Raw genomic sequence first — 21,837 nt, 5'->3', positions numbered from 1 at the left:
GGAGTAAGACTATGTTTCAACACTTCTTTTCGGACTATCTTGTAAAGCTTCAGGAAACCAATCAACAGTGGTGGCATGATTTCGAAGTGAACAAGGCAGTCGTGAATTCTCCTTTGAACAAGGCCATGCAAGAAGTGAACTTTGAAGATACTGCTAAACTGTTCGAACAAGCGGCAAACCAACCCGCTGCAATTTTGAAGTTGCAAGCAGAGTGGTGGGAGCAGCAGCTTCAAATTTGGCAGAATGTGGCTCTAGCAGGTAATCAAACGCAACTTATCGAAGCAGAGAAGGGCGACAAGCGTTTCTCAAATGATGCTTGGCAGCAAGAGGCCATGTACAGCTTCATCAAGCAATCATATTTGTTGTTTAGTAAAACCTATCTAGACACGCTCGATTCCATCGAAGGTCTTGATGAGAAGACGAAAGAGCGTATTACCTTCTTCTCTCGTCAGGCTATCAACGCACTTTCTCCATCTAATTTCATCGCGACCAACCCAGAACTGCTTAAACTCACTCTTGAGCAAAATGGTGAAAACCTACTGACGGGTTTAGAGAAGTTAAAAGAAGATGTTGAGTCGAGTGCCGACATTCTCAAAGTACGCATGACCAACAACAATGCGTTTCGCGTTGGGGATGATGTAGCGATGACTGCGGGCGATGTTGTGTTCCAAAACGAATTGTTTGAGCTGATTCAGTACCGTCCCTTGACGGAAAAAGTGAATGCGACACCGCTATTAATCGTTCCACCGTTCATCAATAAGTACTACATCCTTGACCTAACGGCGAAAAACTCAATGGTTCGTTGGTTGTTAGAGCAAGGTCATAGCGTATTTATGATGTCTTGGCGCAATCCGGGTAAAGAACAAGCGCAGGTTGAGTTTGGGGACTACGTAACCGAAGGCGTAGCGAAAGCGGTTACTGCGATTGAGGATATTACTGGTCAAGAGCAAATTAACGCAGCTGGCTACTGTATCGGTGGTACGGTTCTCGCCAGCACCGTAGCTTACTATGCAGCGAAACGTATGAAGAAGCGTATTAAGTCTGCGACCTTCTTTACGACCTTATTGGACTTCTCTCAGCCGGGGGAGGTTGGGGCATACATCAATGACACAATCATCAGTGCTATAGAAACGCAAAACAACGCCAAGGGTTACATGGATGGTCGCTCGTTAAGCGTGACATTCAGTCTGCTGCGTGAAAACAGTTTGTACTGGAACTATTACGTCGATAATTACCTCAAAGGTAATAGCCCTGTTGATTTTGACCTACTGTATTGGAACAGTGACAGCACTAATGTGAGCGCCGCTTGCCATAATTTCTTACTGCGAGAACTCTATTTGGAGAATAAGCTGGTACAAGACAAGGGTGTAAAAATTGGCGGTGTTTGGATTGATCTCAACAAGATTAAGATCCCAAGTTATTTTGTATCGACCAAAGAAGACCATATTGCACTGTGGCAAGGAACGTATCGTGGTGCTCTGAATACAGGTGGTAATAAGACCTTTGTTTTAGGTGAGTCAGGGCATATTGCTGGTATCGTGAATCACCCAGCGAAAAACAAATATGGATATTGGTTGAACGACAATCTTGATGACTCGGCGGACGAATGGTTCAACAACGCGAATCATCAAGAAGGTTCTTGGTGGACGCATTGGCACCAATGGTTGATGCAGTTTAACCCGAAAGAGCAAGTTGAGCCTTTCCCAGTTGGTTCTGAGCAAAATCCGGTTATTGAAGATGCTCCTGGTCAGTATGTTCGACAAGTTCTGCCTATCAACGAGTCCTAGACTGCTCCTCGCAAGCAGTATTATTTGGCGATCTGAATGGTCGCCTTTTTTCTGTCTGAAGCTTTGCTTCGCAAGGAGCAAAGAATCATCACAACAAGCAAGTGTGAGAACCACCATAAGCCGTCAGAGAGTATTGGGTTTGGTGCTTTGGTTGGAAACGTAGAAAGAAAAAACGCCAAGCAAATGCTCGGCGTTTTCCGTCAACAAAATAGGCAAAAAAGTTGACTGGTTCGAGGTGAATTACACCTCTTTATCCTTACCTAGTGAGAGTAGCCATAGAGAGATTGCTGCTACTCCGACAAAGCCGGAAAGAATAATGACTGGCATTGCGCTGTATCCAAGGAAGTGCCAGATAAAGGATTCAAGATTACTCATTGTCTATGTTTCTCCTTATTGCCAGCCTTCAACACCGTGCATGTCAGGCAGTTTGTGTGCGATACCTTTATGACAGTCTACACAAGTTTTATCGCCTGAAGCCAGAGCGGTAGAGTGTTGAGCTGCCGCTCGTTTACCCTGCTGCGAGTAGTCCATGTAATCAAACTGGTGACAGTTACGACATTCAAGAGAATCATTCTTCTTCATACGCGCCCACTCACGTTCCGCTAAGTGTTCACGACGAGCTTGGAATTTCTCCGGCGTATCGATCGTCTTCGTTACGAAGTGAGCAAACAACTCTTTAGACGCTTGAACTTTACGAACGATCTTATCGGTCCATTCGTGTGGTACGTGACAATCAGAACAGATTGCACGAACACCAGAACGGTTCGAGTAGTGAATCGTTTCTTGAATTTCAGCGACGATAGGAGCGTGACAGCCAGAACAGAATTCTTCTGTATTGGTCGCTTCCATACCTGTGTTGAATGCGCCCCAAAACAGAAGACCACCAGCGAAGCCAAGGAATAAAACCACACCAGCGGCAGCTTTACTCGGGCTCGACAGTCTCTTCCAAAACGCTTTAAGTATTTTCATAAGTAACCTCTTAGTACTCGCGTTTCAATTACTGAAGCGAATCGACTGCCTTAAACTCGTTTTCCACTAATGGTTTAGCATCCGTTTGTGGAACGTGACATTGCAAACAGAAGTAACGACGTGGTGACATGTCTGCTAGTACCGCGTCTTCACGGTTAACGTAGTGCGTTACACTGATCTTGGTAGCGCCTGCGTCTTTAGCATTTTTCCAGCTGTGACATGCTAGACATTTGTTTGCGTTCAAAGACACTTCGTAGTTACGGATGCTATGAGGGATCAGTGGCGGCTGATATACAAAGCTGTCTGCAACGATCTGGTCTTTGGGAAAGTCTTTAAAATCATCTGCAGGGCGAGTGTCTTCAAGTTGCGCAGTGCCGCGTAGCGAGTCTAGACCGCCTGTGCCACCTGGATTGTCCAGTTCCGCTTGTGCAACGCCTGTCAATAAAGCACCTACAGATAAAAGTGCGATAAGGTATTTTTTCATCATTTCATCTCCGCCTTATGGCTTAAATTCTTTTTAGGCCGCCGAGTCGACGGCCTTTGCATTCGTTATTTGACGGTTAAGCAATTTTCGTGATTTTGACTGGACACTTCTTAAAGTCTGTCTGTTTTGACAGAGGGTCAGTCGCATCAAGAATCAGCTTGTTAATCAAAATACGGGCATCAAAGAACGGTACGAATACCAAGCCTTCAGGTGGACGGTTACGACCACGGGTTTCAACACGAACGCGTACTTCGCCACGTTTGTTTGCAATCAGAACTTCTTCACCGCGACGTACATTACGTTTTTTCGCATCCGCAGGGTGCATGTAAACCACAGCGTCTGGTACAGCTTTGTAAAGCTCTGGTACACGACGAGTCATAGTACCTGTGTGCCAGTGCTCAAGAACACGACCTGTACATAGCCATAGGTCGAACTCTTCATTTGGTACTTCTGGTGGCGCTTCGTAAGGCGCAGAAATGATCTTCGCTTTACCATCAGCATTACCGTAGAAGTCCCAACCTGAACCTGCTTTAGCGTATGGGTCAGAACCTTCTTTAAAGCGCCATTGTGTTTCTTTGCCATCAACAACCGGCCAACGTAGACCACGTACAGTGTGATAGACATCGTAAGGTGCTAAGTCGTGACCGTGACCGCGACCAAATGTTGCGTACTCTTCGAACAGACCTTTCTGAACGTAGTAGCCGAAGTGGTGCGAATCATCGTTTAGTTCACGAGCTTCTTCGATAGGGAACTGGTCAACTTGACCGTTCTTGAACAGCATGTCGTACATGGTTTTACCACGGTACTCTGGTGCTTTTGCAAGAAGCTCTTCTGGCCACACTTCTTCCATCTTGAAGCGTTTAGAGAATTCCATTACCTGCCAAAGGTCAGATTTTGCATCACCGATGGTCTCTACTTGTTGGTACCAAGCTTGTGTACGACGCTCTGCGTTACCGTAAGCGCCTTCTTTCTCGATCCACATTGCAGTAGGAAGGATAAGGTCAGCGGCTTGCGCTGTTGCTGTTGGGTATGGGTCAGACACAACAATGAAGTTTTCTGGATTACGGTAACCTGGAAGACGCTCTGTGTTGATGTTTGGACCAGCTTGCATGTTGTTGTTACATTGAACCCAATAACAGTTCAGAACGCCATCATGCAACATGCGGTCTTGCAGTACCGCGTGGAAACCTGGTTTCGGTGGGATGGTGCCTTCTGGCAGTTTCCAGATCTCTTCCGCGATTTTACGGTGTTTAGGGTTAGCAACCACCATGTCTGCAGGTAGACGGTGAGCAAACGTACCAACTTCACGAGCGGTACCACATGCTGATGGTTGACCCGTTAGTGAGAATGGACTGTTGCCCGGAGTAGCAATCTTACCGGTTAGTAGGTGGATGTTGTAAACCAAGTTGTTCATCCATACGCCACGAGTATGTTGGTTCATACCCATTGTCCATAGCGACATCACTTTCGTGTTTGGATCCGCGTACTGCTTAGCAAGCTCGATTAGTTTCTCTTTTTCTACGCCTGAGATTTCAGATGCTTTCTCTACGGTGTAAGGCGCGACAGTCTTCTTGTACTCTTCGAAAGAGATAGACGTCAGCTTGCCAGAGTTCGGGTTCTTAGCGGCTTTTTGTAGCGGGTCATCGTCACGGAGGCCGTAACCGATGTCAGTGTCAGTTTTGGTGAAGTTCGTGTGCTTGTTCACGAAGTCCCAGTTCACTGCATCGTTTTGAATGATGTAGTTTGCGATAAAGTTAGCAATCGCAAGGTCAGACTGAGGATTAAAAATGTAGCCGTGGTCTGCCAACTCAAATGAACGGTGGTAGTAAGTAGAAAGCACGTTCACTTTTACATGAGGGTGGCTTAGGCGACGGTCAGTAATACGTGTCCACAGAACTGGGTGCATTTCTGCCATGTTTGAACCCCAAAGAACGAATGAGTCAGCGTTCTCGAAGTCGTCGTAACAACCCATTGGTTCATCGATACCAAATGCACGCATGAAGCCTACTACTGCAGATGCCATACAGTGACGCGCGTTCGGATCGATATTGTTTGAACGGAAGCCTGCTTTCATCATTTTGGCTGCGGCATAACCTTCCATTACTGTCCACTGACCAGAACCGAACATACCGATGCTGGTTGGACCTTTCTTCTCTAGAGAAGCTTTCCATTTCTCAGCCATGATATCGAAAGCGGTGTCCCAAGATACAGGAGCGAAGTCACCGTCTTTGCTGTATTTGCCATCTTTCATACGTAGAAGAGGCTGAGTCAGACGGTCTTGACCGTACATGATCTTAGAAAGGAAGTAGCCTTTGATACAGTTCAGACCTTTGTTTACCGGCGCTTCAGGGTCACCTTGAGTCGCCACGACTTTGCCGTTTTGAGTACCAACAAGAACAGAACAGCCTGTACCACAGAAACGACAAGGTGCTTTGTCCCATGTGATTTTAGTTTGGTCAGAGCTTGCAATCAGATTGGTTGCAGAAGCTGGTAGTGTAATACCTGCGACAGCAGCAGCTGATGCAGCCGCGTTTGCTTTCACAAACGCACGTCTTGTCATTTTCATACTTCACCCTCGATTTGGGAATGTTGTGTTCCAGTGTCTTCTTCTTCCGTTTCTTCAAGCCCAGTTTCGATTTGGTGATAAACCAATACTGTGCTCAAGACATTCGGTAAATTATTAATCGCATCGATAGTGTCGGTGATGAAACCTTGATTCTCAGTTTCTAGCACCACCACGATTTTGCCTTCTGGGCTGTCACCGTAGATTTCTGCGTTTTCGTACGCTTCAATCTGGGTTTTAACTTCAGCCAAATGTTCAGGCAGAACATGGACTACCAGACTCGAAATGTGCACTTCGTTTAGTGACATACATCTCTCTCGTTTTATCGCCTATCGCGCCGACCACTAACGGCTAGGCTGTTATATTGCTCACATTGATGGATGAAGTAGGGCACACTGAAACACAGGCGCCGCAGCCGTTACACTCATCAAGGTCTAAATTTGGTTGTGCTACTTTGCCAAGTTCTAACTTGAACTTAATCGCCATCGGGTCGCACATGTCCCCACAGCTTCGGCATTCGACATTTTGTTTTGCTAAACAGCTATCGGTGATGCTCGCTTTTGCCTGCCAAGGTTGCTCCGCTTCTGCTAAAAATAGTGGCTCTGGGCAAGCCTCGGCGCATTGGTAACAAAATGTGCATTCATCAATAGAAAAATCGACTGCAGGAAAACCGCCGTCGCTTTTGGTTATAATTTTGGTTTCACATGCCTCGATGCATTTGCCACAGCGAGTGCAGTCATCCGTGAATTGAGTTGGCTTTGCTAACCAAGGAAGACGTACCGAATTATCCGGTTGCGCTTTGCGTGCAAAAAGTCTTCGTCTAGAAAGGTCTACCACTTAGTCACCTCAAAAATTGAAACCCAAACTAAGCATAGTCCACAATTTCATTAATAAACTGTCATTTAAGTACACGAAATTGTAGTTTTTGACATATATGTATAAATACCTCTTAGGAGGTAATTAGGATGCAATATTGTTTTGGATCAATAAATTCCGGCGCAGGTGATCACATATTGATAAAGTTGAAAGATAATGCGCGTTGTATAAAGACAAACGTGGTTATCAAACGAGCGGAGTTCAGAGTTGTTTAAAAATGTGAAAAAGTCAGTAACACGCACTATTGCGTCTGCCATGATGTTGATTTTACTCCTATCGGTGGCGACGACTGGCTTTGCTATATTCACTCTTGCATCAAGCCTTAATGATGCGGAGGCGGTCAACGTAGCGGGTTCGATGCGAATGCAGAGTTATCGTTTAGCCCATGATATTCAAAGTGAATCTGTTGACTATTCTTCACATATTGACTTATTTGAGCAGTCAATTTACTCCCATTCAATGCTGGCACTACAGCATTGGTCAGTACCAGAAGATATTACAAAAGACTACTATCGGTTGATTCTGCGCTGGCACGAGCTGAAATCGGTACTAAAGAGCCAAGATAGAGACAAATATCTGATCTTAGTGGCTGGTTTTGTTCAACAAATTGATGCTTTTGTATTTAAACTGCAGAACTACTCAGAACAAAAACTGATCAACTTAGCGTGGATTGGTGGCTTAGGGCTTGGCGGCATACTGTGTGTCAGCATGTTTGTCGTGCACTTTGTGAGACTAGAAGTTGTCAGACCTTTACGCGCTCTTGTGTTTGCAAGTGAACAAATTCAGAATCGTTCGTTTAATGTGTCACTCAATGTATCGAGTGACAACGAAATGGGCATTTTGACCCGAACTTTCAATAGGATGGCGAACGATCTTGGTAAGCTATATCGAGGGTTGGAGCAAGCTGTCGACGAGAAAACACGTAAGCTACAACATGCTAACCAATCGCTGAGAGTGTTGTATGATTCGTCGAAAGAGCTGACGGCGTCACGTATCCATCAGGAGAATTTCCAAGCGATTTTACAACATATTGCAAGTTTGGAAGGAATTCGTGCAGTTAAGCTCGAAATTGATCAAATTGGGGAACCAAATTGGATACTCTCTGAGGGGGAAGAGTGCCGTCACGAATGTGATAGGGAATGCCACACGAAGATATTAACGCTGGACGGTGTTCACCTTGGGTATTTGCATTGGAAAGCGGGTTTGCCGTGTCCTAATGAGTCTCTTATTGATAACTTTGTTCAAATTTTATCTCGTGCGGTATATTACAACCGAGCGCAGAGACAAGCCGAGCAGCTGCTTTTGATGGAAGAACGTGCCACCATCGCTCGTGAGTTACACGATTCACTAGCCCAAGCATTGTCTTATTTGAAGATCCAAGTATCGCTACTCAAACGAAGTGTGAAGAATATTCCTAATGACAAAGCGATAGAGCAGACAAATCAAGTCATTGCTGAACTCGATACTGGGCTGTCAGCAGCATATACCCAACTTCGTGAGCTTTTGACTACATTTCGCCTAACAATAAAAGAGGGCAGCTTTGGTCAAGCGCTTCAAGAAATGGTTTCGACGCTTGATGATCAAACTGCGGCGAAAATCTCGCTTGACAATGAGCTTTCTTCAACTGAATTAGATGCACACCAGCAGGTCCATCTACTACAGTTGATCAGAGAAGCGACAATAAATGCGATTAAACATGCGCAAGCGAACAATATTAAGATTCAATGTCTTGATTCTGATGGGAAAGTCACAGTGACTGTTACCGATGATGGTATAGGCTTTGAGCAGCAAGACGAAAAATTAAATCATTACGGTATGAGTATCATGCAAGAGCGAGCAGCCAGATTGCACGCTGAGTTGCAAATTGAAGCCGCAGCTAATAGCGGCTGTATCGTAAGACTAGAATTCCAACATAGTAAGGAAGTAAACATTGACAGTGTGTAAAGTAATGCTGGTGGATGATCACCCACTCATGAGACGTGGTATTCATCAGTTACTCAGTTTTGAGCCAGAATTTGAAGTCGTCGCAGAGGCAAGTAGCGGTGCGGATGCGGTTGCGAAAGCTCATGAACTTGAGCTGGATTTGGTACTTCTTGATCTGAATATGAAAGGCATGTCTGGTCTAGATACGCTAAAAGCTTTGCGTGCTGACGGTTGTGAAGCTCGCATTGTTATTCTCACCGTATCGGACAGTCCGGCAGACATCGAAGCTATCGTGCGTAGCGGCGCAGATGGTTACTTGTTAAAAGACACAGAGCCAGATGAATTGGTTGAACTGCTAAAACAAGCACACGAAGGGGACAAAGCCTACAGCCAAGCGGTAGCGAAATACCTAAATGAGCGTGAAGGTCAAGAAGACGTATTTGACTCATTGACTGACCGTGAAACGCAAATCCTCCAAGAGGTGGCGCGCGGTTTTCGCAACAAGCAGATTGCCGATCGCCTGTTTATCTCTGAATCGACCGTTAAAGTGCACATGAAGAGTTTGCTGAAAAAGTTGAAAGTACCTTCACGTACTGCAGCAACAGTGCTTTATCTAGAGCGGTTCGGCGAAATTAAGTAACACTTTAGACGCCCATTCTAGAAACGCCAAATAGAAAAAACCGCCCAAACAAGGGCGGTTTTTTATTGGTCTGGGCGAATGGAGTACAAATCACTATTGTGTTTGCCACACTCCAAATAGTAACGATGCGCCGCTTTCTTATCTTCCGCGACGACTCTCATACTGTGCATTTTCCCCTGTTCAAAGTAGCGAATTTCGTATTCTACACTCGTATCAAGTTGCTCAGCAGCAGCCATGCTACGCCTCCATAAACTATCCTGATGTTATTGAAGCAATTTATATGCCACTTTAAGGAACGCTATATCGTTCGAGTTTTGGCTAATAATTGCGCACTAACTCACTTTTTTGCGGATAGTTGTGATAAAAAAGTTAATTTCAAACTCTATATACTACTAGGGTGGCAATGTCACTTTGCCAGACTGACGTAAGTTTGCCGCAATAATAAGTGATTTAGATTGAGTATAGAACTTAATCAATGGAAAAGGGAATATGGATCGGTGATGAAATTAAAAAGTTTATCTAATAAAGCGGTTCGATATGGATGTATCTTGTTATCTATTTTGGCGCTTGCTGGTTGTGCAAAGAAGTTTTTATACAGCAATATTGATTGGGTAGTGATCGAATATTTAGATGACTATGTGTCTTTAGATGGTGAACAAGAAGCTCTGGTAGAGGAGCGAATCTTATTATTAGCCGATTGGCACAAGAAAGAAGAATTACCTTTATATATCGATCACTTAAAACAATTGGAGGCACTGAATAAAGACAGCATTACATTGGAAGCATTGCAAGCGAATCGAGACCAAATGCGTGAACACTATCAACGTCTTGTTTCGAAAGCCGCTCCAGATCTCTTCTCGTTAAGTATGCAGCTCGATAATCAACAAGAAGCAGAGTTTATTGATAGTGTAAGAGAACGTTATAAGGAGAGAGATGAAAAATATGTAGGAAAAACGGAACAAGAACTGAGAGAAGTTGTCTTAGAGAATACAGAGGAGTGGATGGAAGAATGGTTGGGGAAATTATCTAGCCAACAAAAAGCGCGAGCCAAACAGCTTTCTCAGCAAGTGATTATAAATAGTCCCTTATGGCGTGATTATCGATCTTCCATTATTCAAGAATTAGAATATCTTTTCGAAAATAAAACCAACAGCGTGGTTTACCAGCAGGTATTCATGCAGCTCTTATTTGAACCAGAAAGTTATTATAGTGATCAATTGACTAAGAATATTGATCAAAATATCGCACTAACGGATCAATTCACTCTAGATATAGCTCAATCCATGAGTGATAAACAATGGAAACACTTCCATGGCAAAATCCGAGAGTGGCGAGAACTTGCCGAAGACCTATTGAATTAAAACTCGATAAATCAAATTCTTAATGTGAGTGCTATAGGAGTGCGCCAGCACTTTTTAATGAAAAACTGATTCAAAGCAAATTCTTATCGCCTCATGAGCGTAACATGGTTTGTCGAACCATGTTGGATAGGATCCTCGCATACCAAGCATCCCTGTGCGTGGCATCCTTCGCCCAAAACAATGAGAATAATTATGAAACATTTAGTTGAAAGATTTCTTCGCTACGTCACGTTCGATACTCAATCTAATCCCCACGAATCAGCTTGCCCAAGCAGCAGCGGGCAACTGGTGTTTGCTCAGCAACTTAAAAAAGAGATGATTGAGCTTGGCTTAAGCAATGTGACGTTAAGTGACAACGGCTACTTGATGGCAAAACTGCCATCTAACGTTGATTACGATGTACCTGCTATTGGCTTTATCGCGCATATGGACACTGCACCAGATGCCTCTGGTAAAAATGTAAATCCTCAGTTTATTGAGGACTATCAGGGTGGCGATATTGCACTTGGTTTGGGCGATGAAGTGTTATCACCAGTCCAATACCCAGATTTGCACGATCTTCATGGCCACAACCTGATCACGACTGATGGTACGACACTACTTGGTGCTGACAACAAAGCCGGTATTGCAGAAATTCTTTCCGCGGTTGCGATGCTGATTGAAAACCCTCAAATCCCACACGGTGATATTTGCATTGGTTTTACACCAGATGAAGAAATTGGTCGTGGTGCGGACTTGTTTGATGTTGAAAAGTTTGGTGCGAAATGGGCGTACACTATCGATGGTGGTCCTCAAGGCGAGCTAGAATACGAAAACTTTAATGCAACCAGTGCGGATGTCATTTTCCATGGCGTGAGTGTTCACCCTGGTACAGCAAAAGGCAAATTGGTTAATGCGATGAACTTGGCGGCAAAATTCCAAGTGCAAATGCCAGAAGATCAGACGCCAGAAACCACAGAAGGCTACGAAGGATTCTTCCACCTTAAATCAGGTGAACTTGGTGTGGCTCGCAGTGAGCTAGGTTACATCATCCGTGACTTCGATCGTGAAGGTCTAGAAAGCCGTAAAGCCTTCATGCAGAAACTTGTCGATGATATGAACGCTGGGTTGAAGCATGGCTCTGTTGAGTTGAAGCTCACTGACAGCTACTACAACATGCGTGAAATGGTTGAACCATATCCGCACATTATCGATTTGGCGAAACAAGCGATGGAAGACTGTGATGTGGAACCTCTGATCAAACCAATTCGTGGCGGAACAGATGGCGCTCGTTTGTCATTCATGGGTTTACCGTGTCCAAACATCTTCACTGGCGGTTATAACTTCCACGGTATCCACGAGTTTATTTCAGTTGAGATGATGGAGAAATCGGTTCAAGTGATCGTTAAAATTGCTGAGCTAACGGCGAAGAAGCACGGTTAATATCATTTGCTGAGTAATCTCACCATTCAAGTAAACAAAAGCCCAGACACGTGTCTGGGCTTTTTAATTTTGCTCGAGTGAAATGAATTCTGTACGTTTATTAGCCATCCAAGAGGTGGTTTAACGAACGCTTTTTTCTTCGATTTCACTAATTGGTAGCCAGTTCACTTCGACTCCGGCTTGGTCGAACATATCTTGGCTTACCTGAATCTTATCACCCCAACGAGACAAGAAATCTTCAGACTGTTCCGGGCAACTCACGCGAGCGATACCTGTCTGAATGATCTTTGCCGCACAGTTTGGGCAAGGGAAGTGCGTTACCCAGATATCACATCCATCTAAGTCGCGCTTTGAAAACAAAATCGCATTCTCTTCTGCGTGCAGTGTTTTTAAGTATTTCAGTTCACGTTCATCCGTATCCACACTGTCAGAAACACCATGTGGGTAGCCGTTGAAGCCAACAGAAACAATGCGGTTTTGTTTTGTGATAACCGCACCTACCTGTGTCGATGGATCTTTACTCCAAGATGCCACCAGCTCAGCCATTTGGTAAAAACGTTTCTCCCATTTAGAAATCATACTCATCCTCTCGGTCGAAAGCTTTGAATTATCTGCATGATAACGCATTCTGTTTAAAAAAATAGTCAAAACATGTCTAGCGATCATGAAGATTCTATTTTCCTATGTAGACTTTGATTTCCAAGTGATGATGACGCCATATTCTCATTGCTTACTTCACATCAATTTTCAGCGTGATTCGTGTACATGATCGCAACAAATTTAGCCTGTTGATTACGATGTTTGCGAGTCGTTTCATCGGCTTACACTTTGATACACTTTCCCCGGTTTCTCTTGAAGTTTTCGGACAAAGCACCCTGTAAGGTTAGGGTATTGTCAAACGAATCCTGTTCTATAAAGACGGTATATACATGCAAAAGAAACCACTCGTCGCACTAATGGCGGCAACAGCTATCCTCGCGGGATGCGGAGAAGCAAACAATGCCCAGAAGGGGGCGCAAGCTCCTCTTGTTGTGACTCAAGATGTCACAATTATCGACTACCAACCGAGTAAGTCTTACATCGGTCGCATTGAAGCAGTAGAAGATACGAATATTACGGCACAAGTCTCCGGCTACCTTGAAGCTCGCCATTTTGACGAAGGTCAGATGGTAGAGAAAGGGCAGTTGTTGTACTCCATCGAGCCTTCTTCTTTTGAAGCGCAAGTGGCGAGTGCAAAAGCAGCGCTAGCTCAGGCAAAAGCGGCGCTTAAGAAAGCAGAGCTCGACCACCAACGTGGTAAAAACTTGTTGCCACGTGGCAGTATTTCCCAATCAGAGTTCGATGCGTTGACAGCGACGTTACTTGGCGCGCGAGCAGAGCTTGAAGCAGCAAACGCTCAGCTTAAGCTTGCGGAAGTAAACCTTTCTTACACTCAAATTCGTGCTCCATTTAGCGGTCGCATCAGTGACAGTAAAGTAAGTACTGGTGATCTGCTTTCCCCATCTTCTGGCATTTTGACGACATTAGTTAGCCTAGACCCAGTGCATACCTCATTCAGCGTGAGTGAACGTGAACGTTTAAACCTTGGTATGGACGGTATTAAAGGCGACGGTAGTGCAGAGTCGAGTGGCGTTGAGGTTCAGCTTGAACTGGAAAACGGAGAGTACTTCGAACATCTAGGTCAATTGGACTTTTTAGGTAATCGGATTAATACGCAAACCGGTACGATCGCGATGCGCGCAGTGGTACCAAACCCGGAGCAAAAACTACTTCCTGGCCAGCACATTAAAGTAAACCTTCGCGATAAGAATGCAAAAGGTGTCATCGTGATTCCTCGTCGTGCAGTGCAAACGGACCTAGAAGGTGACTTTGCCATGGTGATGGCAGAAGGCAATGTTGCGGAGCGCCGTAACGTTGAACTTGGTGCGCAAGTAGAGCAGGGTATCATCATCAAAGAAGGTTTGAACAAGGACGACACTGTGATTACACAAGGTCTACAACGTGTACGCAACGGTGTAGAAGTGCGTATTCAATCACCTGCTGAACAGAAACAGTAGGAGGCGTCATGTTAAGTCGTTTCTTTATTCAAAGACCGAAATTCGCACTGGTTATTTCGATCATCTTGACGTTGGCAGGTGCCATCTCATTAGCGATCTTGCCTGTTGCTGAATATCCTAAAATCAGTCCACCATCGGTGAGCGTGACAGCATTTTATACGGGTGCAAGTGCTGAGGTTGTGGAGCAGGCGATAGCCGACCCAATAGAAACCTCCGTGAACGGCGTTGAAAACATGATTTACATGTCTTCAAAGAGTGCTAACGATGGTTCTTACAGCCTAAACGTCACCTTCGATGTGGGTACTGATCCAGACATGGCGCAGGTTAACGTGCAAAACCGTGTATCGCAGATTGAGTCAAAACTGCCTCAAGAAGTACGCATGGTAGGCGTAACGGTGAAAAAGCGTTCTCCTGACTTGTTGATGGTTTTGAACTTCTACTCACCTGACGGTAAGTACGATGACAAGTTCCTTATCAACTACATCAACCTGAACGTAAAAGACCAACTTGCGCGTGTTAAGGGCATCAGTGAAGTTAACGTTATCGGTGGTGGTGAATACGCGATGCGTGTTTGGTTAGATCCAGAAAAAATGGCTAACCTGAACCTCACAACAACCGATGTGTACTCGGCGTTGGCGGAGCAGAACGTACAGGTAGCAGCAGGTCGTATTGGTGCTGCGCCATACAACAACCCTCAAGAAGTTCAGTTCAACTTGGTGACCAAAGGTCGTCTTGAGAGCGTGAGCGAGTTTGAGGATGTAGTACTTCGTGCAAACCCAGATGGTTCTACTGTATACCTAAAAGACGTTGCTCGCGTTGAGCTTGGTAAGAAGTTCTATGACGGTAACGGTAAGTTCCGTGGTCAAGATGCCTCTATCGTCGCGTTGTCACTGCAATCAGACGCAAACGCATTGGAAAGTGGGCAAGCGGTCATGGACTTGCTTGAGCGCTTAAGCACTAACTTCCCTGAAGGCATGGCTTACGAAACCAGTTATGACACAACCGTGTTCGTAGCTGAGTCGATCAAGGGTGTAGTGAAAACGCTGATTGAAGCGATCTTGTTGGTAATTGCAGTTACTTACCTGTTCCTTGGTAGTGCGCGCGCAACCTTAATTCCTGTTGTTGCGATTCCAGTATCCCTTATCGGCACATTCGCTATCATGCAGGCGACGGGTTTTACCATCAACACAGTAACCCTGTTCGGTTTGATCCTCGCCATCGGTATCGTGGTAGATGACGCGATTCTAGTTATCGAAAACGTCGATACCACTATGGCGAAAGACCCAACCATTTCACCACGCAAAGCCACTTTGCTGGCGATGAAAGAAGTAACGGGTCCAATCATTACCTCGACCTTGGTTCTATTGGCGGTATTCCTACCAGTAGCCATGCTTCCGGGGATTACCGGCATCATGTACCGTCAGTTCGCATTGACGATCTGTATCTCGGTAGTTATCTCGTCTATTAACGCATTAACGCTGTCTCCAGCACTATGTTCGTTGGTGTTGAAGCAGGGTGGTGGTAACACGGCAAACTGGTTCCAAGCGTTCAACCGCGGTCTAGAGCGCGTAACAGCGCGCTACGGTCAGATCGCTGGCTTCTTGGTCAAGAAGTCTATGTTGCTGATTGCTTTCTTCTTCGTCGCGGTTGCCGCAGTAACTTTCTTCGCGAAAACAACGTCTACGGCGTTTGTACCTCAAGAAGATAAAGGCATTTTGTTGGTGAACGTGCAACTTCCGGACTCTGCGTCTCTTTCCCGTACTGAGGAAGTGACTAATGAACTGATGAAGATGGTTGAGCAAGAACCGGGTGTTGATGGTGTGACGGTTGCGAATGGTTACTCATTCATGACGGGTGCCGCAGCATCAAACGGTGCGTCTCTGTTTATCAAACTGCATGATTGGGATACGCGTAACTCCCTTGACGGTGAACATGCTGCTAACGCAATTGCAAACCGCATCAACGTTCGTGCTGCGATGGAACTGCCGCAAGCGATAGTATTTGCGATGGGACCTCCTGCCGTTCCGGGTATGGGCGCAGCCTCAGGCTTTGAATTTGTACTTGAGGACACGTTAGGTCGTAGCCGTACTGATTTGTCGATGGTAATGGGTGAAATGATTCAGGCGGCCAACCAAGCTCCAGAAATCGCATATACCTTCAGTACCTTCCGTGCAAATGTACCGCATTACTATGTCGATATTGACCGTGAGAAAGCACAACAGTTAGGTATTCCACTGTCGTCAATCTTCCAAACATTGCAAGGTAACCTTGGTTCGCTATACGTGAACGACTTCACCATGTTCGGTAAGAACTTCCGTGTGACCATGCAAGCAGACAGCGAACACCGCAGCAGTATGGAAGATCTTGAGCGTTTCCACGTGCGTTCTTCAAGTGGCGATATGGTACCACTGAGTACATTAGTGAGCTACGAACAGGTGTTTGAGCCGGATGTTGCATGGCGTTATAACATGTACCGCAGTGCCATCATTCAAGGTCAACCCGCTCCGGGTTATTCAAGTGGTGACGCGATTGCAGCAATGGAACGTGTCGCGGCTGAAGTTCTGCCACAAGGTTACACTTACGAGTGGACGGGTATGGCGTATCAAGAAGTCTTGGCAGGTAACCAAGCGATTTACGCGTTCGCATTGGCATTGATCTTTATCTACTTGTTCATGGTGGCGCAGTACGAGAGTTGGAGTATTCCTTTAGCGATCATCCTAGTGGTGCCAGTGGCAACGTTGGGTTCCTTCCTCGCATTGAACTTAACCGGAACGCCACTTAACTTGTACGCTCAGATAGGTCTCGTCCTGCTCATAGCGCTCGCGGCAAAGAACGCAATCCTAATTGTGGAATTCGCCAAGCAAGAGCGTGAAGAAAAAGATGTGGATATCGACAGTGCTGCAGTACAAGGGGGTAAGCTTCGTTTCCGTGCTGTTAACATGACGTCTTGGTCGTTCATCTTGGGTATTTTCCCATTGATCTTCGCCGCTGGTGCGGGTCATGTGAGTCAGAACTCATTGGGTATTTCCCTAATTGGTGGTCTGCTGTGTGTGCTCCTAGCAGGTACTTTCCTGATTCCGGGCTTCTACGCTCTGGTACAGAGAAAACGTGAGAAGATCCACGGTGGTAATACCAAACTGGTTCCTTTAGATGATGAATAAGCACTAAGTAACTTTAAATAGAAAAGCCCGAAGCATGAGAGTGCTTCGGGCTTTTTGTTGGTACTCATTTAAACCGAGTAAGTGAACTTGGGCTACGCGCTGCGAGTTTTAAATTCCGCAACCGCTTCGTCCATGTCATGGGCTTGAGCAGAGACAGAGTCGACTTCATGCAGACACTCTTGTGCGGATTGCATGTTGTTTTCTGAAATCACGTTCAATTCAGTAATCGAGTCGCTCACCTGATTCATCACGATGCCTTGCTCTTCAATTGCTGATGCGATGCGTTCAGAGTTGCCTTGAATTGCATGCATGTCTGCAATGATTTGCTGAAGGCTTGAATCCAGCTTCTCCGATGCTTGTAGGGTTTGCTGCCCCTGATCGTTACATTGGTCGATATCAGATACGACCATCGACATTTGTGACTGAATGTCTGATACCACGCGAGTGATCTCTTCTGTCGATTGATGAGTTCGACTTGCGAGTGCGCGTACTTCATCCGCCACGACGGCAAAGCCACGACCTTGCTCGCCGGCACGTGCTGCTTCAATTGCTGCGTTTAGCGCGAGTAGGTTAGTTTGCTCTGCAATATCTTGGATGATGTTTACTGCACCGCCAATTTTCGCTACATGTTCGTTTAAAGAGCCAATTGATTGCTGACTGTTCGAGAGAATACCAGTTAATTGACCGACATTTGTTACTGTGGTTTCAACAACGGTACGACCTTGCTCCGCATTGTTTGCAGCTTGGTGAACGCCTTCTACTGCCACAGAAGTACTTTCAGAGATTTCACCAATCGTGGCGACCATTTGCTGAACTGCTGTTGCCATTGATGAGGTATGGTCTGCCTGAGTGTGGAACTGTTCCATCACACCTTCTAGTTCGCGATGCATGTTGTCAGTACTTGCTGATAGCTGTGCTGACTTCTCTTGTGTGCCGTGAATCAGGTGCTCAAGCTTATCCAACAGATCGTTTAAGTGGTGGCTGATGTCCGCCAGTTCATCTTTACCTGCCAACTCTGAACGTAAACCCATGTTATTACTTTCACTGATGTTCTTTATGGTCGCAAGCAGGCTACTAACGCGAGCATTGATTGAGCGTGAGATTTGCGAAATCAGAGCTAAGATAATAATAAATACTACCGCAGTGATAACTTGTTTCACCATGGTGTTTTGACTATCACGTTCGGTCGCTGCATTACTCAACGCAGATGAGAAGGTCTTAAATTGTTCTTCAACTGTGTGTGATAGGGCACGAGTGTCACCCAGTAGACCTTTGTTGTACGCGACTCCAATCGTCTGTTTCTGCGTCGCAAGTTGGCGCGCATTTTCGATTAATGAAGGAACATACAAACCTTGCAACAGGCCTTCGTCCATTTGTCCGGCTTTAACTCGTTGTGCGAACTTAGTCAGTGCCATTACTTGTTGGTGGTTTGCATTTTGCTCGGCTTCAGATAAAGCCTGTTCAAAGCTCGCTAATAGACCACTGTTTGCATCGAGACCATAGCGTTCGTAAGCAGCAACTAATTTTTGAAATCCTTTTTGGTAAGCCAGTAAATCTTGCTTGAATTGATGACTAGAAGGAAGTTCATAAAGGTTGAGAATGCCAGCCAATTCTTGTTCGATACCCAAAAATTTGTCGACGTTAGCATTGAATTTATCGAGGTATTTGATGTTGCTGCGTAACAAGAAGTCTTTTTCATTACGGCGCAGGTTAAGGAGACGAATTTCGAGATCGCCAACCAATTTGATTGCATGGTTGAGCTCTTGGCTTTGGTTAGCGAAGTGTGACGAGGTACCCAATAGGGTGACAATGCCAAGAATGGCAATTACTCCTAGGGAGTAGAGCTTGTGCCTAATAGTCATATAGTTTGTCCTGAAGAATTGACTAAGTTAAGAAACCCAAAGAGGCTTCCAATGGCTAGCTCTGACGTTTGTTAGTACAGCACTTTCTGGCGTTGCTGTTTTTTTGTCGCTTGCTTGGTTTTGCTATCAAGTCTGCGACGTTGTGAAGCGCGAGTTGGTTTCGTTTTAATACGCTTCTTTTCCTGTCGGCTGGCAGATTGTATCAACGCTTGTAATCGATTTAGTGCGTCTTCTTTGTTCTGCTCTTGCGTCCGAAACTGCTGAGCTTTAATGATGATCACCCCTTCTTTTGAAATCCTACTATCCGAAAGGGCGAGGAGTCGCTCTTTATAGAATTCCGGCAGTGTGGAATGACGTACATCAAAGCGCAGATGTATTGCGGACGATACCTTATTAACGTTCTGCCCACCATTTCCTTGAGCCCGGATAGGCAATAATTGGATTTCCCAATCTTGAATTGTGACGGAGTTCGAAATTTTGAGCATGATTACTAAATGCCAATAAGGAATGTGACGATGGCTGATAAATTACCATCAGAGATGTACAAATAGAAGAATTGACATGAACACAATAGATTTAAGCCCCTATAAAGGGTTAATTTTCGATATGGACGGCACCTTGATTGATACGATGCCAGCGCACTTAGCTGCATGGCAAGCGACAGCAGACCGTTTCGAGTTCCCTTTTAACCAAGAGTGGTTGCATAGTTTAGGGGGCATGCCAAGCTTCAAAATTGTTGGCGAAGTGAATCGTCAACACGGTTTATCTCTCGACCCAAAAGTTGTTTCTCGTTTCAAAATGGACACGTTTGCAGAAATGGAACAACACGGTGAAATTATTTCATGCACGAATACGGTTTTGGACCAACATCTTGGTAATAAGAAGATTGCTGTTGGAACAGGCAGTCAACGTGATAGCGCACTGCGTCTGTTAGCAAAAGCGGGCATTCTGAAGAAGTTAAATGCTGTCGTTACGGCAACGGATGTAGAAAATCACAAACCTTTCCCAGATACGTTTGTTATGGCAGCCGAACAGCTTGGTTTGTCTGCACAAGAGTGTGTGGTGTTTGAAGATACCGAGTTAGGAAAAAAAGCCGCTCATGCCGCAGGAATGGATTGTGTGATGGTCGAGGGTAATGAGCTAGTATTTTATCCAAAATCTTAACTTAATAAGTTAATTGTCATTTAAAAGACCACGATATTATCGTGGTCTTTTTGTATAACCTCAGTGAATTTATATAATTCTCATAATGAGAATATGAATGTTTATTGTGAAATTAATCAAATTATCAATCTAATTATAAAGTATTAATAATCTACACTCGCTATAGTTATTTATTCCTTTTACTAAATTATTTTTACAGGAAAGGATCATGATACGCTCTCAAAATGTTTATGTAATTTCTTCTGACTCAGATTGGTCAGGGTTAGTTATTGCTGGTTTATCTCATTCTTTTAAAAACTACACTTTTTACACTGAGAAAACTGTCAATAATATATGGAATTTAAAAAATACTGATATTGTTATTTATGATCGCCTTACTTTAGGTAATCCATCATTGCACTTAATCTCACCACTTTCGCGTGGCGGCGCTTGGTTGCTTGCCAATGCGAGTAAGCAAGACTTAGAGGGAGTTCAAGGGCTTATATCTCTGGGTTGGGGTGGGTTACTAGAGAATGACTTTACCTTAGAACTACTTCACAAATCCGTCCGAATGGTGGCTTCTGGTCAGTTATGGTTTAGTCGAGAAGCCATGTCTTCTTCATTAAAGAATATTGTGAGGGGACAAGTTCATAGTTCTTCATCTGCGGAAGTTCTAGGTGCTAAATACGAACTTTCTACTAAAGAACAGAAAGTATTTATGTATTTAGTTCAAGGTTATTCAAATAAAGAAATAGCAGGTCAACTGAGTGTAAGTTTAAGCACGGTAAAAACACATGTCTCCCATATATTATCTAAAACAGGAAAGCAAAGCCGTTCTCAGTTAGGATCTTTAATGGTTGAGTGATTTTTGATCTAGTTCAAATTAATTATTTGGTTGTCCTTTACTCATCCTTTAATGTGGTTCTTTTGGTCAGATGACCGATAGGAAAAAAGTTAATAAGGCGTACATTTAACTCGTCTACTTAATTCAACTTTTGGTCTATACCGCAGGAAAAAATGTAAAGGAGAACAATCATGAAACGTTTAGCAGGTTTTGCAGCAATGGCGTTGCTTGTATCGGCTGGTGCAGTTGCGAATCCATGGGTCGTTGGGTCTGACGAAGGTCGCGCAGACTTTTACGTTAAATTCAAAGGTGAAGTGCCTAAGCGTTGTGAAATGATGACTTACGGCAACTTGGATGTCATCAATTTCGACTTAACTAAGTCATCTGATACAAAAGAATTTGGCTTTAAGACGTGGTGCAACTCATACGGTACGAAAGGTATCGTCCAAGTTGACCCATTTGGTTTTACCAACAGCAATGAAGATGAAATTCCAATGGAGTACAGCTTCAATGGTGAAACTAAGCTAAAAGACAAAGGGATTGACACTACCGTTGCTCGTATCCATCAAGTGGTTGAAATTAGTAACAACCTAGACAAAACGATGACTGATGAGCACAAACTTTCAATTACCTCTAAACCTCAAGCTGGTGCGCGTTGGGGTGAATACAGCGGCGCGATGTATGTGACTCTATTCCACATGTAGGAAGGAATGTGCTGAGGGAGGTCCCGTCCATCCCTCAGCCA

Annotated in this window: 20 protein-coding genes; 10 read left to right on the top strand and 10 right to left on the bottom strand. The window is 44.7% G+C overall.

Annotated elements, in window-relative coordinates; genetic code table 11:
- Positions 1-11: 11 nt before the first annotated feature.
- Positions 12-1,787: a class I poly(R)-hydroxyalkanoic acid synthase gene (phaC, locus tag QMY49_RS26040; RefSeq protein ID WP_283315405.1), complete on the top strand. Its 1,776-nt coding sequence runs from the start codon at positions 12-14 to the stop codon at positions 1,785-1,787.
- Positions 1,788-2,027: 240 nt separating this feature from the next.
- On the opposite strand, the gene QMY49_RS26035 is transcribed toward phaC, so the two are convergent.
- The 6 genes from QMY49_RS26035 to napF form a co-directional block, all read right to left on the bottom strand.
- Positions 2,028-2,162, bottom strand: a complete 135-nt coding sequence (locus QMY49_RS26035) for a TIGR02808 family protein (RefSeq protein ID WP_005433365.1) — start codon at positions 2,160-2,162, stop codon at positions 2,028-2,030.
- A 15-nt stretch (positions 2,163-2,177) separates the two neighbouring features.
- Positions 2,178-2,756, bottom strand: coding sequence for a NapC/NirT family cytochrome c (locus QMY49_RS26030; protein WP_005453621.1), 579 nt, complete (start codon positions 2,754-2,756; stop codon positions 2,178-2,180).
- A gap of 28 nt (positions 2,757-2,784) precedes the next feature.
- Positions 2,785-3,240, bottom strand: coding sequence for a nitrate reductase cytochrome c-type subunit (locus QMY49_RS26025; protein WP_005453623.1), 456 nt, complete (start codon positions 3,238-3,240; stop codon positions 2,785-2,787).
- Between the two features lie 76 nt (positions 3,241-3,316).
- Positions 3,317-5,806 (bottom strand): periplasmic nitrate reductase subunit alpha, encoded by a 2,490-nt coding sequence (gene napA / locus QMY49_RS26020; protein WP_005453626.1) that lies wholly within the window; start codon positions 5,804-5,806, stop codon positions 3,317-3,319.
- Complete coding sequence (locus QMY49_RS26015) at positions 5,803-6,111, bottom strand: chaperone NapD (protein WP_005453631.1); 309 nt, start codon at positions 6,109-6,111, stop codon at positions 5,803-5,805. The genes napA and QMY49_RS26015 overlap by 4 nt, the downstream gene beginning before the upstream one ends.
- A 43-nt stretch (positions 6,112-6,154) precedes the next feature.
- On the bottom strand, positions 6,155-6,640 hold the full coding sequence (napF, locus tag QMY49_RS26010) for a ferredoxin-type protein NapF (RefSeq protein ID WP_009701993.1): 486 nt from the start codon (positions 6,638-6,640) through the stop codon (positions 6,155-6,157).
- A 246-nt stretch (positions 6,641-6,886) separates the two neighbouring features.
- Between napF and narQ the strand changes: the two genes are divergently transcribed.
- Positions 6,887-8,623 (top strand): nitrate/nitrite two-component system sensor histidine kinase NarQ, encoded by a 1,737-nt coding sequence (gene narQ, locus QMY49_RS26005; protein ID WP_269992742.1) that lies wholly within the window; start codon positions 6,887-6,889, stop codon positions 8,621-8,623.
- Positions 8,610-9,242, top strand: coding sequence for a response regulator (locus tag QMY49_RS26000; protein ID WP_005453637.1), 633 nt, complete (start codon positions 8,610-8,612; stop codon positions 9,240-9,242). Before narQ ends, QMY49_RS26000 begins: the two co-directional genes overlap by 14 nt.
- Before the next feature lie 62 nt (positions 9,243-9,304).
- On the opposite strand, the gene QMY49_RS25995 is transcribed toward QMY49_RS26000, so the two are convergent.
- Complete coding sequence (locus tag QMY49_RS25995) at positions 9,305-9,478, bottom strand: hypothetical protein (RefSeq protein WP_005453640.1); 174 nt, start codon at positions 9,476-9,478, stop codon at positions 9,305-9,307.
- A gap of 264 nt (positions 9,479-9,742) precedes the next feature.
- Between QMY49_RS25995 and QMY49_RS25990 the strand changes: the two genes are divergently transcribed.
- A complete protein-coding gene (locus QMY49_RS25990; RefSeq protein ID WP_005453642.1) occupies positions 9,743-10,603 on the top strand; it encodes a DUF6279 family lipoprotein in 861 nt (286 codons plus the stop codon).
- Between the two features lie 192 nt (positions 10,604-10,795).
- The gene (gene pepT / locus QMY49_RS25985) at positions 10,796-12,025 is read left to right on the top strand and encodes a peptidase T (RefSeq protein ID WP_005453643.1); all 1,230 of its coding nucleotides are present in this window, start codon (positions 10,796-10,798) and stop codon (positions 12,023-12,025) included.
- A gap of 120 nt (positions 12,026-12,145) precedes the next feature.
- Here the strand turns inward: pepT and QMY49_RS25980 are convergent, their stop codons facing one another.
- On the bottom strand, positions 12,146-12,604 hold the full coding sequence (locus tag QMY49_RS25980) for a dCMP deaminase family protein (RefSeq protein ID WP_005453645.1): 459 nt from the start codon (positions 12,602-12,604) through the stop codon (positions 12,146-12,148).
- 350 nt (positions 12,605-12,954) lie between these two features.
- Here QMY49_RS25980 and vmeY point away from each other — a divergent pair, with 350 nt between their 5' ends.
- Positions 12,955-14,082, top strand: coding sequence for a multidrug efflux RND transporter periplasmic adaptor subunit VmeY (gene vmeY / locus QMY49_RS25975; RefSeq protein ID WP_017188742.1), 1,128 nt, complete (start codon positions 12,955-12,957; stop codon positions 14,080-14,082).
- An 8-nt stretch (positions 14,083-14,090) separates the two neighbouring features.
- Positions 14,091-17,243 carry a multidrug efflux RND transporter permease subunit VmeZ gene (gene vmeZ / locus QMY49_RS25970; protein WP_283315398.1) on the top strand — a complete coding sequence of 1,051 codons (3,153 nt, stop codon included), beginning with the start codon at positions 14,091-14,093 and terminating at the stop codon, positions 17,241-17,243.
- Between the two features lie 92 nt (positions 17,244-17,335).
- Here vmeZ and QMY49_RS25965 read toward each other — a convergent pair whose 3' ends face one another.
- Together QMY49_RS25965 and arfB are read right to left on the bottom strand one after the other, a co-directional pair.
- Positions 17,336-19,105, bottom strand: a complete 1,770-nt coding sequence (locus tag QMY49_RS25965) for a methyl-accepting chemotaxis protein (protein WP_005453653.1) — start codon at positions 19,103-19,105, stop codon at positions 17,336-17,338.
- Positions 19,106-19,176: 71 nt separating this feature from the next.
- The gene (gene arfB / locus QMY49_RS25960) at positions 19,177-19,590 is read right to left on the bottom strand and encodes an alternative ribosome rescue aminoacyl-tRNA hydrolase ArfB (protein ID WP_017819300.1); all 414 of its coding nucleotides are present in this window, start codon (positions 19,588-19,590) and stop codon (positions 19,177-19,179) included.
- Positions 19,591-19,666: 76 nt separating this feature from the next.
- Here arfB and QMY49_RS25955 point away from each other — a divergent pair, with 76 nt between their 5' ends.
- From QMY49_RS25955 to QMY49_RS25945, 3 genes are all read left to right on the top strand, one after another.
- On the top strand, positions 19,667-20,269 hold the full coding sequence (locus QMY49_RS25955) for a beta-phosphoglucomutase family hydrolase (RefSeq protein ID WP_033008004.1): 603 nt from the start codon (positions 19,667-19,669) through the stop codon (positions 20,267-20,269).
- A gap of 208 nt (positions 20,270-20,477) precedes the next feature.
- Positions 20,478-21,113, top strand: a complete 636-nt coding sequence (locus QMY49_RS25950) for a helix-turn-helix transcriptional regulator (protein ID WP_283315397.1) — start codon at positions 20,478-20,480, stop codon at positions 21,111-21,113.
- 170 nt (positions 21,114-21,283) lie between these two features.
- Positions 21,284-21,796, top strand: coding sequence for a hypothetical protein (locus tag QMY49_RS25945; protein ID WP_005453662.1), 513 nt, complete (start codon positions 21,284-21,286; stop codon positions 21,794-21,796).
- The last annotated feature ends 41 nt before the right edge of the window (positions 21,797-21,837 follow it).

Source organism: Vibrio harveyi (assembly GCF_030060435.1).
In the GTDB taxonomy this organism is placed as follows: Bacteria; Pseudomonadota; Gammaproteobacteria; order Enterobacterales; family Vibrionaceae; genus Vibrio; species Vibrio harveyi.
Note: the sequence above shows the minus strand (reverse complement) of the source record. Positions and strands in the feature narration are given on the sequence as shown.